A 16129-nucleotide genomic window follows, 5' to 3' on the forward strand; every position below is an offset into this window, starting at 1 on the left:
ATCTTCTATTTTTCTATGTTTTCTAGCCTTTGCATCAACAAAAATAATCTGCCCCTTAGAAGCTCGCATTCATTTTTATATTCTGCATTTTCTGTTTCTAGTTTCTTAATATACGCCTCTCTATCCTCTGATTTTTTCATTAAATTAGATATTCTAGTCGGCTTATTGGTTTTAATTTTACTTCTTTCCTTTTTTGATTCTACAATTCCCTTGTCAATAAGAATATCCCTAACATGTTGCTTGGCAAAAGTTGATCTAGATAGTCCTGTATATTCAATCAAATCTTTGATTCTGATATTTGCACCTTCATTGGTTAAATCATTTATTGCTCTTAAAACTTTATTCATGGTTTCTTGTCTTTGTAAGGCTTGTTTTTCTTCTATTACTCGTGGCAGTTTATTCAACCAGATCACCACCTGTTACAGCTATTATTTTATTCACGACTCCCTGGAAAAGCTTAGCATTCTTTCTAGCATTTTGACTGACCATGGGCAAGTTTTCAAAATGTTCTATTTTCTTTTCCCAAGAAATAACCTGGCCTTTAAAATAATTAAGGTTTTCATGATCTGGTGCAAAGTGTTTGCAATCTAAACAACTAAACATATCACTTTTACAGCCTATAATATCGGTACAAATACCACCATTTACTCTATGCGCTCTAATATTACGAAGTAATTTTTTCTCTAATGCTTCTTCCATATTTAAAATACGCCCATTAAACACAATGTATTTATCATAATTATCCGTTTCACCCAGCACATCCTTTTGCTTACTTAAAATAACTTCTGGATTTTGATCCATATGTGTATAGGATTCATAAATCATTTTACTACCATGGTGCCCTGTCATTTCTGCTACTTGTGGTATTGTAAACCCTTGAATAAGTCTATCCGTTATTCCATTGTGTCTTAGCATATGTGTCGACAATTTAAATATTTCCCCGTTACTATCTGTAATGTTTTTTTCTCTGCAAATTACTTTTAAAAACTGATTTACAGGACTTATTTTCGTCGTTCGATAATTGTTTTTAAAAAAACACCTACTCTCATCATATCGCACATACTCTTGATAGGAAAAAAGTATATCTTTCTCGCCTTCCTTCATATGCTTTTGAATGCTTTTAGAGCAGGCTTGTTGTTCTTTAATTAAGTCAATCAAATAGGCTGCCATACCTTCATATTCTAATCTGATGGTTCGAATGATAGGCTCTCTATGTCCACCATTTTGCTTCCATGTAGGTATAAACAATTGATAAGCTCCATTAAATGATTTTAGACAATCAATATTCATACCAACAACTTCACCAATCCTTGATGGTATTAACCTTAAAATCCAATAAATACACCTAAACCTCAAATCTATAGTGTCATCCTTAAAGGCAACATCTAATTGTTCAGTAATGTTCTTAGGGATATATTTATCATCATATCGTTTATAATAGCTGTATGGATTGTTATCAAATGGGTTCTTATATTTTTTACCATCAAAGCCTTGCATTGTTCTTAAAAAATTATTCACATTGGACCATTTAGTGCTTTTAGTTGCCATGCTGCTATATTCATTATCAAGATATTCTTTATACCTTATTGCCGTGCTGTGTGTGCATTTTTCTATATGAAAGTTTTTATACTCTACATCGATTATTTTAAAGAATAATCCCAAGTCATAAATATGGGCTCTGATTCCCTTAGGTGACTTCCCGTTTAGCATTCTTATTACCGAAAAAAACTTCACCATCTCTTTATATTTATTAGGAATACCTTCAAATCCCAAAGTATATGAAGAGCTATATTCTGATGCAATTCTTACTAATTTATCACAATTCCAAGAATCAGCTTCAAACTCAATATCAGTGCCAACATTGCTTAAAAAATCTTTATATCGCTCTTTCTTAGCATCATCATAATTTTGAACAACTACCACTGAATTCATTTATTTAACCTCACTTTCTTCAATTTTATTTACAATATTTTTGTAACCAGCTAGTAGGTTCATTTCTTTCTGGTACTCTTTAAAATTCTCATAGTTAGTGATTTGATTTTCATTGTAAATATGAATTAATGTGTCAACAATTGTCTGTTGTTCCTTTAAAAATTCTTTCCAGTAGGGGAGATACCTTTTACCGGTACAAAGCATTTTACAATTTATACAGTTATACAAACTGCTTCTGTTATTACAACCACCATCGGCTAATTTTTTCATGCAATAGCCAAACTCTACACGTCTTTGTTCTAGCCTAAAATCCATATATAAAAGTCTTCTTTCTTCTTCTGTAAATTCTTCAAGTTGTTCATGATCTATCAGCAAATCAAACTGTTTTTTAAAGAACTCCGTATTCATTTCTTCAAGTTTTTTAGCCCTCACTTCGGCATAATATGTCGCTGCTGTATTTCTATTAAGATGTCCTAGCCAGTAGGCTAATTCTTCAATAGTAGCCCCGTTTTCAATGAGTGTAACTGCTAATGTTTTTCTATATTGTCTATTGGTAAAGTTCCAAAGTTCTCCTTCACTTGAGCGGATATCATACATTTCGATCAACTTATTAATCATAGAAATATAATAATTCATATTTATCATATTGGGTTTATATCCCTGTCTTTTAACAAGGAATATATACGGCAACGCACAGGCTCTTCTGAGCTTTTCTGTTTCTTTAGCAAAGGCCACTATCTCATCTGCTAAAGTTTCTGTAATCATAATTTTATGGTAGCTTGGCACCCCTTTCCTTTTCTTGGCTGATAATATTTTGTGTGGTAAATATTTAAGTTGTTTTAATCCTTCATATCGAGAACTTTCAATACAATTTTCTTCTAAAAATAACACCTCTTTTGTTCTTAATCCTGTTTCTGAAAATATTTTATAAATTAACTTGTAGGATGGATTCAACTCTTTAACATGTGGCTCTAGTTTAACAATGATTTCATTAGGTACTATGAGGGTGTTTTGAGTATACTTTTTGGGGTTCACAAATACATAGCTTTTAAAGTGGTTTATATGGGGTCTAGGACTTTTTATGTTCTCATCTCTATGTTCTGACATGAGGTACTCATTAAAGACCTTTAATCGGGAAAAAGTGTTCATAACTCTCGTTGTACCGACTTTGATACCATTATCTTCATACATCATTTTTTCTAAGTTATTGTGTAGTTTTTTTACATCAATTTCATCAAGATCTGCCATAAATTTTATTCTTGGATTATCTTTTGTAAGCATATTAAGAGCTGGTGCAATTTCGGTGATAAATCTATCCTTAATATTCTTTTTAAAGCTTAATCTATGTTTTAGGTACCACTTCACTTCTAATCTTAGGGACGGAGATTCAATAACACTAAAATCCACTTTATTAAAATAAAGGGATGGACCATGTTTTGCATAGATGATCCATATATCCTTATTGATGTTTAACTCTTTATGATTTTCAGCCGGAAATTTATCGTACTGAAATGCAAACTCTTCAGATACAGCATCTTTTAATAGCTTTGTAAATATCATGTCAGCTGTACCTGATCTATATAAATCGGTTGTTGGGTCAAATATTAAGTTCCACATTTGTCTTTGACTAATTCGTTCACGTCTTTTAGTAAAACCCTCTGCAAATATTCTTAGGTATATGTTTAGCGCCTCAAGACCAACTTTTGTAGCATATTTCGTCGTTCTCACAAAACCTATTCTTGAAGCTATTTCTCCTAGCCCTTCGCTAACATTTATTTTTTCTGAAATTTTCGCTATCCAAAAGCTTGAAAACTCATCTTCTAAAACATCGTTAAGAAGTCTCCTCTCCTTTAAATCAGAAAGAATGTGCATAAAATTATACGTTATTTCAATTTCATCATTCTCTAACATGGTTTCAAAAACATGGGCAATTCCAACTTCTTTGCTTAATATTTTTTCATCTAAATAAAACCAATGTTCTGTGTATCTTATAGAAAAATACCTAAACATCTCAACAAAGTCATCTCTGAAAGCATTAAATCCTATTTCTACAAACGACATCCCCCCAAAGTAATCAAACATCCTGCATAAAGGGGTATTATCCAATCGATATGATTTAATCTTTAAAATTTGTTTATATTCCAGTATTTTCGATTTCATATGGTCATCAGAAATTTCACGCTTGTGCCACAAGCTGACCTTCACATCATCTATTTTCCATATGGCTGATGCTGTCGTTAAGCTTAATTTTTTAATCATTTGACTGATCCTCCTTGTGCAGTTTTTGCATAACGCTTCTCGCAATAATTTCATTATTGTGATTTCTGTAGTGCTCTATGCTTTCAGGAGAACGCCAGCCCATTGTTTCTAAGACATGTACATCTGTAAGATTACTTTCTGGATGTGTTGCTTGATATTCTAGTAACTCCATTACCTTGGTGCTTCGACCACTATGTGTTCTTATTTTTTTGCTATCAATTCCAACTTTTTCACAACATCTTTTTAGTATTTTTAGGTAATTCCTATATTTAAGGGCTTCACCTTGATGCTTTCCACTATTTAAGTTGATAAATACGTAATCATTCACATTCATACTTTCATTTTCTGCGACCATTCTTTCTAAAAATAGGTATTGATCAATCAAATCCACTGTTTTCTTTGGAAGGGCAACAATCCTTAAGTGACTTTTATCGCCTTCAATAACGGTTTGTTTCCCTTTAGATCGACTAGGCCGTATTAAACCTTCTAAGGCATCATAATTATCAAGGGTCATACTCAGCACTTCATCTATCCTAAAACCTTCTAATGTTAATCTAAAGATACATTCATCTCTAAGCGTATTGAAACCACGGCATATCAGCTTTTTCTCGTCTTCTGTGTACCATTTTATGTATTCTTTGGATAACTTTAATCGTGGCAAATACCTGTCAATGATGTACTTATAATCATAGTCATATATCTGTCCATATAAATAAGAATGCCTTGCTCTTTGGGTATTTTTCTTTTTAAAAAAGCGCATATTGCTTTCATAATTGTTGTCTAACCATTTGTAAAATTCTGTTACAACCGTCACATAACTATTTAAGGTGCTATAAGATAAACTGCTTTCTAAACTTCTAATCTTTAAGCCCGTTAAATCACCATAAACTAACATGTCCACAAACTTTTTGACATGGCTATTATTGGCTACATCATACGTAATATCATAGGAATCCAACCAATTAAGATAACCAACCAGTTTCTTTGCATATTCCTTGCCGGTGGATACCGCTCTGATGCTTTTGGCTTCAATAAATTGATTGATTTCTAATACAGGCAGCAAGTCTTCAATAACCATGTGTCTTACGACTTCCCCACCATCGCTCCTTTCGAATCTAAACCTTACCACTTTGTACTTTTTCTTTTTTTGCATAAAATTACCTCCTAATTTGTATTTTAGGAGGTAAGCTTACCATCAATTCATGTTAACTACTATAATTAAACGTCTCAATAATCCTTTCTTGGAGCATCAGTAAGATTTCACTCATTAATTGCAAACTTCCTAATAAAGTGGCTAGGGTTTCTAAAACTCATATTCCGCTGAATATATCACATCATTCTAAGAATTAAAATTTAAGTTTTTTTAACGATCGCAAACACCACGAATATAGATGTTTTCAGGGATTTCCAAGTGCCTAAGAACTGTCTTGATGTTATCATCAAGCGGCTTAGTGAAACCACGCTCTGTAACATCAGCCATGGCTATTGCAGCGGTTTGAACACTGTAGAAGATACGATAAATTGCTATCAGTGACGGTTTTGCCATCTTTACTTTACCAGGACCTATAATAATGGCATTCTCTTTTTTTAGTTCGCGTCTGACCACATGCTCCGCTACACTAAGAATCACCATGAGAATCAGCATGAGATAACCGATAGCTTCAACACGATGGATTGAGTCAACATAAAGTGAATTTACGAACTGAGGTGATTTTAAGAACTGAAACTTGCGCTCAACTGCGCTTTGAGACTTGTATTCTTCAAGAATCCTCTGCGCTGACATTCCAAGCTTTGTGGATGCCACAACAAAAACACACTCGCGCGTGATCTGTTCTTCAATCAAGGTTTGATGAACTGATATGCTGCTTTTCACTAAGTAGTTGGACACTGGTGTTTCGTCTTTTCTAGGACGACCTACCGATCGCTTTTGAACCGTTTCAATGGTTTGTTCAATACTGTGGAATTTAAGCTTTCTACCTAATTCTTGATAGCATTTGTCTATTTCAAGGCGTGCATCATCTTCGCATGCAAAAATCCGTTTTTCAAGTTTAGCAAGTGTCTTTTCAAGGGCATCGTATTCTTTTGTCACTTGTTTAAGAACGGTTTTCTCCTTGCTTGGTCGAAGTGCTTCAGAATAGCAACCGCCTAGCGAAAGAGGAATACCTTTGTATTCACAGGTTGCGTCGAGCAGTTTATAGACTGATGGCTTTGTTGTCGTTTCAATCTCGATAATAGGCAAGGTTTTAAGTTGACTTGCTACAGTTTCAATGACTTTTTTAGCTTCGATAGTTTGATCTGTCATACGTGTTATGACATCTATATCCATGGACTTGGCTTTTTTCAAGAATTCCTCGGTAAAGGCAGCACTATCAGCGATGTAGAAAAAATCTTCTTCGATATGTCCAAAATCTTTCCGAAGCTGGCTTGCACGATCAAGGTTATCTTTGTTAAATTGCTTGTCACTGGTATTACCTGAGAGGACTTGTCCTTCAAAGGCGACACCTTGGGTAGTCCCGAGTGAGAACATGATTTGCTTTTTATCAAAACGCTTTTGCTTTGAGTATCCAAACGTGATTTCAACACTTTCAAGTGAGCCATCCTCTACTTTATACTCTCCCCACATCACTTTGGAGGTTGTATCAAAGTTGACATTAGTCAGTTTAATGCCATATCTTTTGAAAGCAGATAAGGACACTTCCGATAGTATTCTTGAGCCACCATATTCATACATGGCATCAAGAAAACCACCAAACCGATCATCATTCAATTTTTGTACATCTATCGGATGTCCTAAAAGTGATTCTAAGTCTGCATTTTGAAAGTATTCACTAAGTCGTGAAAGTGGATGATGCTCATCTGCCATGTTCATAAGCAGTAGCTTTGCAAGTGAGCCATAAGGAATTTCCGCTGGTCTTCCTGATTGCTTTTCTAATGCTGCATTAAAAATTTGATCAACATTTATTTGTTCACATAAGCCTACTATAAAACCGAGTTTTCCATCATGATATGGCGTTATTTGACTAAAATCGAACATACGTTACACCTCGAATTGGTTTGATATTGTATATATTCGAGATTAATTCAGAAAATCCTTTTGAATTATTTGGAAATTCATTATTTTTTCATTTGGTAAATTTAGTTAGGCGGAATATGAGCTAAAACACATTTTATGTACAAAAAAAGTAGGACTCTACGAGTCCTATACTGATAAATACTATAGAAAATATTAAATTAGTCGACAGATTCTCTTCCATAAAAAGTCCTGTTTTTTAAAAATTATTCATTCTAATCTATATTATTAGAAGCTCAAAACACTGAAATTACTATATTTTAAACTTACCAACAATTTTTGTGAGTTCATCTGCCATTTCATTGATTGAACTTATGTTTGCCGAAACTTCTTCAAAAGAAGCCGTTTGCTCTTCCACAGCTGATGCTACATCTTGAGTATTTCCAGAGTTTTGAACAGCAACACCTTGAATATCCTTTGCCGAGTGAGTAATTATATTAAACTCATCATTTACCTTAGTTGAAATCCCCATTATTTCCTGAGATTCATTCAAAGTAATTGTAGATACATTCAAAATCTCTTTAAGTTCAACTTTTAGTGTATCCATAGATTGTTCTTGAATTTTAGTTTTATCTACCAGTTCGTCCATAGATGTTTTTACATTAATGGTTTTATCGCCTATATTCATAACAATTTCACTAATTTTTTTGGCCGAAACCGAAGTTTCTTCAGCTAGTTTCCTTATTTCATCTGCAACCACTGCAAAACCACGTCCAGCTTCTCCAGCTCGCGCAGCCTCAATAGATGCATTAAGGGCTAGTAAATTTGTTTGAGAGGATATGTTATGAATAAAATCCACAATGGCCTTAATTTCTTCTGAAGATTGATTTAAATCTTCAACGGTATTAGATGCTGACTTTATGGAATCTACAAATAATGTGAGTTCATCTGATTGATTTGACACTTGTCGATCACCTTTGAGAACAGACTCTTGAGACTTTTCTGAAGATTTAAGTGTCTGATTTGCCTTGCGAGAAACATTTTCAATATCCATTTTAATTTTTTCAACTAATTCATTCAACTCATCAAGTTTATTATTTTGGAGTACCGATCCTTCTGCCACATCCATAGATGACATTGCAATCATCTCAGTAGATTTTGTAAGTTCTTCTGTTGTATTTGTGATAGCACTCATATTCTCAGATAATACGATTGATATCTTTGAGATTTCTTTTACAATTTCATGAATATTACCTATAAATATGTTGAAATAATGAATCATTTCAGCGGTTTCATCTTTGCTCTTAGTATCAATCCGTTTGGTTAAATCCCCGTTGCCTTCAGAAAGCGCCTTTAGATCTTTAATCAGACCATTAATAGGGCCCCTAATGCCTTTATTTAAGAGTGCAAATGATATTAGACCAACAGCTAATGCAACCATCATCAAAATACTATTGGTAACTTTAGCAGCAGTGACCTTTGAACTTGAATATTCAGAGTAGCCTGTTACCATATCGTTGATAAAATTTACATAACCTGCAACTTCAGAATTGATAACCGTCAGTGCTTCTTTATCCTGACTACTTAAAATACGCCCATATGCGTTTTTATAAGTATCATCCCATTTTTCTACTATTTGTGTTAAGAAATTTTTTGTCTCTTCATGTGTTACGACGGATAAACCTTTTTCAGTATTACCTTCTATAAGATCGTTGGTAATCTCATCAAAAAGATTCATACTCTCTTCAAGAATTTGTTTGCTTTCTTGGTCATTTGTACTCACGACAATATTAGCAAGTTGAGCCATCTTATAACTTGAAGCACGTAACTTTCCTGCATTATTTACAAAATTCGCATCGCTCTCCATGGCTTGATAGGTCATATAATTGATCCCTACGATTGCCATAGTAAAAATTATTAGTAGACCGAATGTAAGTAATAACTTATGCTTTATTTTCATTTTGAATTGCCACCTTTCATGTCTGTTAATTATGTTGTTCTAAATTTAATGCCCTTCTGATTTGATTATTTGAACATTGAGTTCTTCTTTAATGTATTTTTTTTCAGCGTACATTTTATCATCTGCAGATTTAATTAATAATTCCACCTCTGATATTTCATCATTTCCATAATCAACAATGCCATGACTTACACTGATCATATATTTCCTGTTTTCTTCTATGTTAATTTGGTCATATCTGTGTTTAATTCTCATCCATACTTTTTCAGCCGTTTCACAATCTATACCATTAAAGACGACAAGAAATTCATCTCCACCCATTCTAATGATAAAATCTTCTTCACGAATTTCGACTTTTATGCCATCAACCGTGCTTACAATCAGTTCATCTCCAAATTGATGGCCTAATTGATCGTTAACTTCCTTAAGACCGTTGATATCAATAAAACAAAGACTCAGTTTCAAATGTCTTCTATTATCATATTGGGCCATCCGACTAAGTTTGGATAGACCGGCCCTTCTGTTAAATGTCTTTGTGAGCTGATCGTACATCATCTCGTTAAAATACTCACTCATCTCAGATATTTCATCTGTATCCATGTTTTTAAGTCTTTTAGAAACTTCATCATCTACAAGTGATAAAGCCTTCAATTCTCTCATAAGAATCTTTAAGGGTTTTCTTATGCCTTTATAAGTAGAGATAAAAGAGTAAAAGGTAACTACAATTATGACCAATACCAGACCACCATTGATTATAAGGGCTCTTGTTATTTTTTCTCGAGCATATATAGAATAAGATGAAACCATCTCGTTAATATCGTTAACAAAAGCATCAATTTCACCATTGATTTTCTCACAGGACTTGTCTTTTGGCATGCTATTTACAATACTAAAATATGCAGGTTTGAGTAAGACATGCCACTCATCTGATATAGTTTCCAGTCTTACAGAAAAACGTGGATAATTATTTGAATTTGAGTTCATATCTTTTCCATTTAATAAGGTTAAAGTTGTATCAAACTCATCTATTCTCATTTTTAATTTCGAAGCCAGATTATCTTTCTGGATTTGATCATTTTCTAATATAATTTGATTTGATATTTGAGCCATATTATAACTCAGCATTCTCAATCTTCCCGCTTGGTTAATAATATCTGCGTCGTTTTCCATGCTCTTGTATGTCGATATATTTATAAAAACAATGACAAGCGCTAGAACAACTAAAATTCCATGCGTAATCAACAATTGATTTTTAATTTTCATGAAGTCCCCCTACGATTTAGAAAAGCAGCCCCAGACACTGAGGCTGCTTTTTAAAAATTAAGCCATGAAAAGTTTAATATCATCCTCTACAGTTCCAATACCTGCAATGCCAAATTTCTCAACGAGAACTTTCGCAACATTTGGTGATAGAAAACCTGGTAAAGTTGGTCCTAAGTGAATATTTTTAACACCAAGTGACAATAAAGCTAATAATACAATGACAGCTTTTTGCTCATACCAAGCAATATTATAAGCAATCGGGAGTTCATTAACATCTTCTAATTCAAATATTTCTTTTAGTTTAAGTGCAATAATGGCTAATGAATAAGAATCGTTACATTGGCCAGCATCTAGAACTCTTGGAATACCACCAATATCTCCTAGGGGCAGTTTATTATATCTATATTTTGCACATCCTGCTGTAAGAATAACCGTATCCTTTGGTAGTTTTTCAGCAAATTCTGTATAATACTGACGGTCATTCATTCGACCATCACAACCTGCCATTACAAAGAACTTTTTAATGGCTCCAGATTTAACCGCATCCACCACTTTATCAGCTAATGCAAATACTTGATTATGTGCAAATCCACCAACAATACTACCTGTTTCTAATTCTTTAGGTGGTTCAGTTGTTTTTGCTAACTCAATAATCTCAGTAAAATCTTTTTTGCCCTTCTCGTCCCCTATTATGTGTTTTGCCCCTGGCAATCCAGCAGAACCTGTTGTAAAAATTCTTTCTCTATAGCCCTCTTTTCTAGGTGGCACGATACAGTTTGTTGTGAACAATACCGGACCATTAAAAGAGAAAAATTCATCTACTTGATGCCACCAAGATCCACCGTAATTTCCTGCAAAATGATCATATTTCTTAAATGCAGGATAGTAATGTGCGGGTAACATTTCACTGTGAGTGTAAACATCAACACCAGTACCTTGAGTTTGCTCTAATAATTGCTCCAAGTCTGTCAAATCATGACCTGAAATTAAAATACCTGGATTGTTTCTTACACCTATATCAACACTTGTGATTTCTGGATGTCCATATTTTGAAGTATTGGCTTCATCAAGAAGTGCCATAGCCTTTACACCGTTTTCACCAGTCTTTAAAACTAAAGCAACCAACTCGTCTGCTGTCATATCAGTCGTTATTTTATAGAGTGTTTCATACATAAATTGATAAATTTCTATATTCTCTTTATCGCCATTAAGTGCATGTTCAGTATATGCTGCCATACCTTTTAACCCATATACAATCATTTCTTTTAATGATCGTATATCTTCATCTTCCGTAGCCAAAACACCAATTTCTTTTGCTTTTTCTTGCATTGCATCATCATCGGTGTATGTAAATTTCGCTGCATCAGAAAAATCAATTGTTGGAAATTTAGTACGTAAGTCGTCTCTTAAAGAAATTACTTTTTTTATTTGATTAATGAGTGCTTCCCCATCAAAGTTTGCATTTGTAATCGTCATAAACAAACTGTTAAGCAGTTGGTAATTTACTTCTGGAATGTCCTCAACTTTTACATTTCCTTTTACGACAACTTCTGCTAATCCCTTTGTGGCATAAATCAAAAGATCTTGAATTCTTGCAATATCTTCTGTTTTACCACAGACTCCACGGATTGTACACCCGGTTCCTCTGGCTGTTTCTTGACATTGATAACAAAACATACTCATAATTTTCCTCCTTAAATTTTTCTATTTTGTTGGGGCTGGTGCTTTAACTACAATCAGTTCAAGTACTTCAGCATCCAAATTTTTAACATTCATTTTAATGTTAAATGGTATTTTAAGTACTGTTCCCGTATCATAATGGCAAACCTCTTGATCATCTAGCCCGATGGATAATTTACCCCTTAATACAGTCATATAAACAGTAGAATTGGAAAAATGCTCTGGCAATCCTTCATCTTGGTTAAATACCATATGAATATAATGGACATTTTCGTCCTGAATTACTTTTTCAACCAAACGGTCATTTCCCATTGTTATTTTAAATATCTGCTCGATCATTCTAATCACCTTCCTTTTCACAGTTACCTATAGTATACTTTATTTAGCAAGTTAAAACTGTAACAGCTGTTACAAATTATGAGGAGGTCAAATGTTTTTAGATGTAAAACTTTTGTTAAACAATCCATTATTCAAAGACATGGATTCCAGTTTATTATTAAAATTAATTGATTTTGATCACTGCATCATAGGGAACTACAAAAAAGGATCACTTATTGTACAAGAAGGTGATCCTTGCAGTTCTATTGGCTTTGTTCTTTCTGGTGTTCTAGCAATTCAACAGTTTACACCTACAGGAGAAGTTCTGACTATTAAAATGTTCGATACAAACGATGCATTTGGAACAGCTCTATACAGTTCAAAAGCCCCTCAATATCCATTTACGCTTATGACTATGAAAGATAGTAAAGTACTTTATATGCCTTTTGAACAAGTTAGAAAACTTTTAAAAAATAGTCCAATATTCAATGACAATTTTATTGATTTTCTATCGTCTCGAGTTCTAAATTTTAAAGAAAAGATACAAATGCTTCAATACAAAGACGTTCGTTCAAGGCTAATGCTCTACTTATCAAAAGAATATAAAAATAGTGGCTTAACAACCTTCAAATTACAACACTCAAGGTCTTTGATTGCAGATATTATTGGTGTAGCTAGACCTTCTGTTTCACGAGAATTAACGAATATGGCAAACGATTATCTCATACAGGTTTCTGGTCAGAAAATAACACTCTTGAAGCCAGAGTTATTTTAAGCGCCTTCAAGAGTGTTATTTGGCAATAGGTATACTCTATTCAAATACTGTTAATTAGAAAATCAATTTAACTACCATAATTAAACATTTCCATAATTCTCTCTTGAAGTTCAGGTAAGACAACATCGCCTATTAATTTATAAAGACCCATTAGAAGCAAACTTCCCAATACCACAGCTGTTAATATGGTTATTGCTTGCGATACTGTTCCTTCACCTCTTTGATCTAATAACACAACTTTGCTTCTATTCATTAATTCGTTTGCTCTAAATCTAACCCTATTCATTTTATTATTCACCCTCTTTCTTAGCGTAGCAATTCTATCGTAGCAACGAAGTACAGAAAAAACAGCAGAATCGACCATGCCCTCTCCGCTATTTCCAGCAAGAATTGTTCTTCCGTTAACCATCACTTTTACCGTTTCCAAATGTACTCTGTTCATTAACTTTTTCATTTCACGACCTCCATAGATTTAAAATTCATTTTTATTTTTAATCAGGACCTGCCCACGATTAAACGTAATAGCCAATAATTAGATTCAGTGTCGCCGAAGCTAAAACTGCTCCAACAACTGAAACAATCACCGTTACAATACGGTTGTTCCATTTTTTCTGATCGATTTCATCTGCCGCACTTCTTCTAATAAAGAAATAGATAATCAGCAAAACACCGACAATGGGTGCTAAAACCATTAACCAAGTCGTTACGTCTTGAATTAAATTTTCAGTGCCTTTCACAATTTGGCTTTCTTGAACCGTATCTGCCATTACCGGTATGGTTGACAACATCATTGCTGACAATGTTCCAACCATAACCTTTAAAAGTCTTGTTACTTTCTGTCTTAGGGGTTTATGCTTCATCTTTCTCACCGCCTTTCATATTTCGCATATAGACAAAGTTTGATTTTTCTTCTTGGGTGTAATACTCCCAAATATTCCATGTATCAATGGCATTATGGGATTTTCTCTGGTGTCTTTTTCTTTCTCTTTCTTCACGCACCTTTCTGTTATGTTCTTTGTCACCAAGTCCGAATAGGGCATTAAAAAACCACTTCGATAAATCTGGCAATTGCATCATTGCCGGATGATTTCTCGAAGTGATTAATGTGTAAGGTCTATTGATTCGTCTAATTTCATCCACTGTTAAAAGTGCTCGATGCGTTAGATTTACGCTGTGCGAACTCGATGGATTCGAATATTTGCCATGGGATGAACTCAGCGAATAGGTGGATACCGTGTAATTCCCTAGTTTCTTTGATATTTCATCCAGGGTTCCTAGATCATCAGCTTGAAGATAAAGCCAAGTTTCACAATTGGATTTAATTGTACCAGCGACTTCTTTGCCATATTTCTCATCCAGTTGCATAAAGCTTTGAAGGAATAAGTTAAACCGGATACCCCTTCCACCACCAACAGTCAGTTTGTTGGCGAAGTCTGGAATCTTTACAAAGTTTCCGAACTCCTCAAGCATGAAGTTGACTCTTCGCTTTAAGCGTCCCCCTCTCTCATCTGCATTTTTCACCAGTTGCATATAACACTGATTCACAAAGAGACTGGCTAAACTATAGTAAGTTGTCTTTTCATCAGGAAGAATAATGAACAGTACCTGCTTGACTGTTCCCATTTTCCTAAGATCAAAGTCACTGGCTTCTGACATGGAATGGATCAGAGGATTTGTAAACAGCCTTAATGTTGTCAGTGCTGAAGTATAGAATGATCCTCTGGTCTTACTAGGAGCCACTTCACTAATGGCAAGTAATGCTTTAGCCGGATGATTTGCCGGCATATTCTTCATGTATTTGACGATCGGCATTGTGCCGTCCACCACTTTACACATCTCACTGATAAAGAAATAGACATTGCTCATATTCTGGTATCTTCTGTCTTTGCCATTGCGATTATCATAAACCACTGCCATTATGGCACTGGCAATAATACTGGCTTCACCATTAGTCCAGATTTTTTCGTTGTGACTATTCTCTGGTACGAGTGCCGCTGTCAAATCCCATGTAGCATCCACTGCTTTGGGAATATCATTTTCATCAATGGCATCAATAATTGGCTGCAAGAAGTTATAGCGATCACTCTTAAGAGGATTCTTAAAATCAATACAAGTCACCTCATAGCCAAGAGCAACCAAATATGGATAAGTGTAGGTGAAGATTTCACCTTTGGGGTCACTTATGACCAAACTCTCCTCTGAAAGTCCAAGCAGTCCGACGGATTGAAGTACAACTGATCTTGTTTTCCCTGATCGAGTAGCACCAATACAAAGACTATGGGTGTCTTCATCAATATAAAATATCTTTTCTGTATCTCCCTCTTTCTGAAATCCAACTACAATGCCGCCCTGATTTAGCTGGGATATCGGATGTTCCTGTGCATCGGTTTCTGACAAATCTTTTTCATTTGATGCTTCATTCCTTTCTTCTGATTGGTTTTGAATGTTTTTCCCTTCAGATAAGTTTTCTTTTTTTGAACTGTTTTCTTTTTCTTCATCCTGTTTAATCCTTTCCATTAATATTTGTAGATCATACTTCCTAAGCCTAGTCGATTTAAACGCTTTATTCTTTTCACCATCAGTCAGCCATCTTGCTGATCCAAATTGCATTTGTCCCGCTCTGACCGGCGTTGCAATATCTGGTGTGATCGCATCTAAATCTGACTGATAGGGTTTCATATTTGCCAAGTAAAAATATATAGAACATAAAAGAACAAAACCTTGTAAATAAAGAAATAGCGACAAATGTTGATCACTTGCCGCCATACTTTCAAAACAATATTTAATTGGAATAAAGGTGAGCACTTTCATTTTTCCTGACAATAAAAAATGTAGATTCGTGGAAAAGTAAATATTCATCCATAAACCTACAAGAAAAATCAGTGCCGATATCATCAGCTTCAATTGTTTGTATTTCAATTTATCACATCAC

Annotated in this window: 13 protein-coding genes; 1 reads left to right on the forward strand and 12 read right to left on the reverse strand. The window is 34.3% G+C overall.

Annotated features, from left to right (window positions below):
- Positions 1–5: 5 nt before the first annotated feature.
- The 9 genes from ISU02_RS04165 to ISU02_RS04205 all read right to left on the reverse strand — a co-directional run bounded on the left by ISU02_RS04165 (position 6) and on the right by ISU02_RS04205 (position 12443).
- On the reverse strand, positions 6–404 hold the full coding sequence (locus tag ISU02_RS04165; protein WP_228727716.1) for a DUF6262 family protein: 399 nt from the start codon (positions 402–404) through the stop codon (positions 6–8).
- Entirely contained in the window at positions 397–1932 is a 1536-nt protein-coding gene (locus ISU02_RS04170) for a tyrosine-type recombinase/integrase (RefSeq protein ID WP_194700528.1), read from the reverse strand. Before ISU02_RS04170 ends, ISU02_RS04165 begins: the two co-directional genes overlap by 8 nt.
- The gene (locus ISU02_RS04175) at positions 1933–4191 is read right to left on the reverse strand and encodes a site-specific integrase (RefSeq protein ID WP_194700529.1); all 2259 of its coding nucleotides are present in this window, start codon (positions 4189–4191) and stop codon (positions 1933–1935) included. It abuts the gene before it with no gap.
- Entirely contained in the window at positions 4184–5344 is a 1161-nt protein-coding gene (locus tag ISU02_RS04180; protein WP_194700530.1) for a tyrosine-type recombinase/integrase, read from the reverse strand. The genes ISU02_RS04175 and ISU02_RS04180 overlap by 8 nt, the downstream gene beginning before the upstream one ends.
- 210 nt (positions 5345–5554) lie before the next feature.
- Entirely contained in the window at positions 5555–7225 is a 1671-nt protein-coding gene (locus ISU02_RS04185; protein ID WP_194700531.1) for an IS1634 family transposase, read from the reverse strand.
- Positions 7226–7514: 289 nt separating this feature from the next.
- A complete protein-coding gene (locus tag ISU02_RS04190) occupies positions 7515–9161 on the reverse strand; it encodes a methyl-accepting chemotaxis protein (RefSeq protein WP_194700532.1) in 1647 nt (548 codons plus the stop codon).
- 45 nt (positions 9162–9206) lie between these two features.
- Complete coding sequence (locus ISU02_RS04195) at positions 9207–10424, reverse strand: diguanylate cyclase (protein WP_194700533.1); 1218 nt, start codon at positions 10422–10424, stop codon at positions 9207–9209.
- 57 nt (positions 10425–10481) lie between these two features.
- Positions 10482–12107, reverse strand: coding sequence for a hydroxylamine reductase (gene hcp / locus ISU02_RS04200; protein ID WP_194700534.1), 1626 nt, complete (start codon positions 12105–12107; stop codon positions 10482–10484).
- A gap of 21 nt (positions 12108–12128) precedes the next feature.
- Entirely contained in the window at positions 12129–12443 is a 315-nt protein-coding gene (locus ISU02_RS04205; RefSeq protein WP_194700535.1) for a cupin domain-containing protein, read from the reverse strand.
- 91 nt (positions 12444–12534) lie between these two features.
- Here ISU02_RS04205 and ISU02_RS04210 point away from each other — a divergent pair, with 91 nt between their 5' ends.
- Positions 12535–13197 carry a Crp/Fnr family transcriptional regulator gene (locus ISU02_RS04210; protein ID WP_194700536.1) on the forward strand — a complete coding sequence of 221 codons (663 nt, stop codon included), beginning with the start codon at positions 12535–12537 and terminating at the stop codon, positions 13195–13197.
- Between the two features lie 67 nt (positions 13198–13264).
- Here ISU02_RS04210 and ISU02_RS24240 read toward each other — a convergent pair whose 3' ends face one another.
- From ISU02_RS24240 to ISU02_RS04225, 3 genes are read right to left on the reverse strand one after another with little or no spacing between them, the layout of a single operon-like run.
- Positions 13265–13651 carry a DUF6133 family protein gene (locus ISU02_RS24240; protein ID WP_323985010.1) on the reverse strand — a complete coding sequence of 129 codons (387 nt, stop codon included), beginning with the start codon at positions 13649–13651 and terminating at the stop codon, positions 13265–13267.
- Between the two features lie 58 nt (positions 13652–13709).
- Positions 13710–14057, reverse strand: coding sequence for an Mbov_0395 family pilin-like conjugal transfer protein (locus ISU02_RS04220; protein ID WP_194700537.1), 348 nt, complete (start codon positions 14055–14057; stop codon positions 13710–13712).
- Positions 14047–16116, reverse strand: coding sequence for a VirD4-like conjugal transfer protein, CD1115 family (locus tag ISU02_RS04225; RefSeq protein WP_228727717.1), 2070 nt, complete (start codon positions 16114–16116; stop codon positions 14047–14049). The genes ISU02_RS04220 and ISU02_RS04225 overlap by 11 nt, the downstream gene beginning before the upstream one ends.
- Between the last annotated feature and the right edge of the window lie 13 nt (positions 16117–16129).

The sequence above is a fragment of the Fusibacter ferrireducens genome, assembly GCF_015352425.1.
Taxonomy (GTDB): Bacteria; Bacillota; Clostridia; order Peptostreptococcales; family Acidaminobacteraceae; genus Fusibacter_A; species Fusibacter_A ferrireducens.

What these genes read in the sequence shown, in the direction of transcription:
- ISU02_RS04180 (WP_194700530.1), bottom strand. Translation starts at nt 5,344, where the DNA reads ATGCAAAAAAAGAAAAAGTACAAAGTGGTAAGGTTTAGATTCGAAAGG.
- ISU02_RS04175 (WP_194700529.1), bottom strand. Translation starts at nt 4,191, where the DNA reads ATGATTAAAAAATTAAGCTTAACGACAGCATCAGCCATATGGAAAATA.
- ISU02_RS04205 (WP_194700535.1), bottom strand. Translation starts at nt 12,443, where the DNA reads ATGATCGAGCAGATATTTAAAATAACAATGGGAAATGACCGTTTGGTT.
- ISU02_RS04185 (WP_194700531.1), bottom strand. Translation starts at nt 7,225, where the DNA reads ATGTTCGATTTTAGTCAAATAACGCCATATCATGATGGAAAACTCGGT.
- hcp (WP_194700534.1), bottom strand. Translation starts at nt 12,107, where the DNA reads ATGAGTATGTTTTGTTATCAATGTCAAGAAACAGCCAGAGGAACCGGG.
- ISU02_RS04210 (WP_194700536.1), top strand. Translation starts at nt 12,535, where the DNA reads ATGTTTTTAGATGTAAAACTTTTGTTAAACAATCCATTATTCAAAGAC.
- ISU02_RS04190 (WP_194700532.1), bottom strand. Translation starts at nt 9,161, where the DNA reads ATGAAAATAAAGCATAAGTTATTACTTACATTCGGTCTACTAATAATT.
- ISU02_RS04220 (WP_194700537.1), bottom strand. Translation starts at nt 14,057, where the DNA reads ATGAAGCATAAACCCCTAAGACAGAAAGTAACAAGACTTTTAAAGGTT.
- ISU02_RS24240 (WP_323985010.1), bottom strand. Translation starts at nt 13,651, where the DNA reads ATGAAAAAGTTAATGAACAGAGTACATTTGGAAACGGTAAAAGTGATG.
- ISU02_RS04195 (WP_194700533.1), bottom strand. Translation starts at nt 10,424, where the DNA reads ATGAAAATTAAAAATCAATTGTTGATTACGCATGGAATTTTAGTTGTT.
- ISU02_RS04170 (WP_194700528.1), bottom strand. Translation starts at nt 1,932, where the DNA reads ATGAATTCAGTGGTAGTTGTTCAAAATTATGATGATGCTAAGAAAGAG.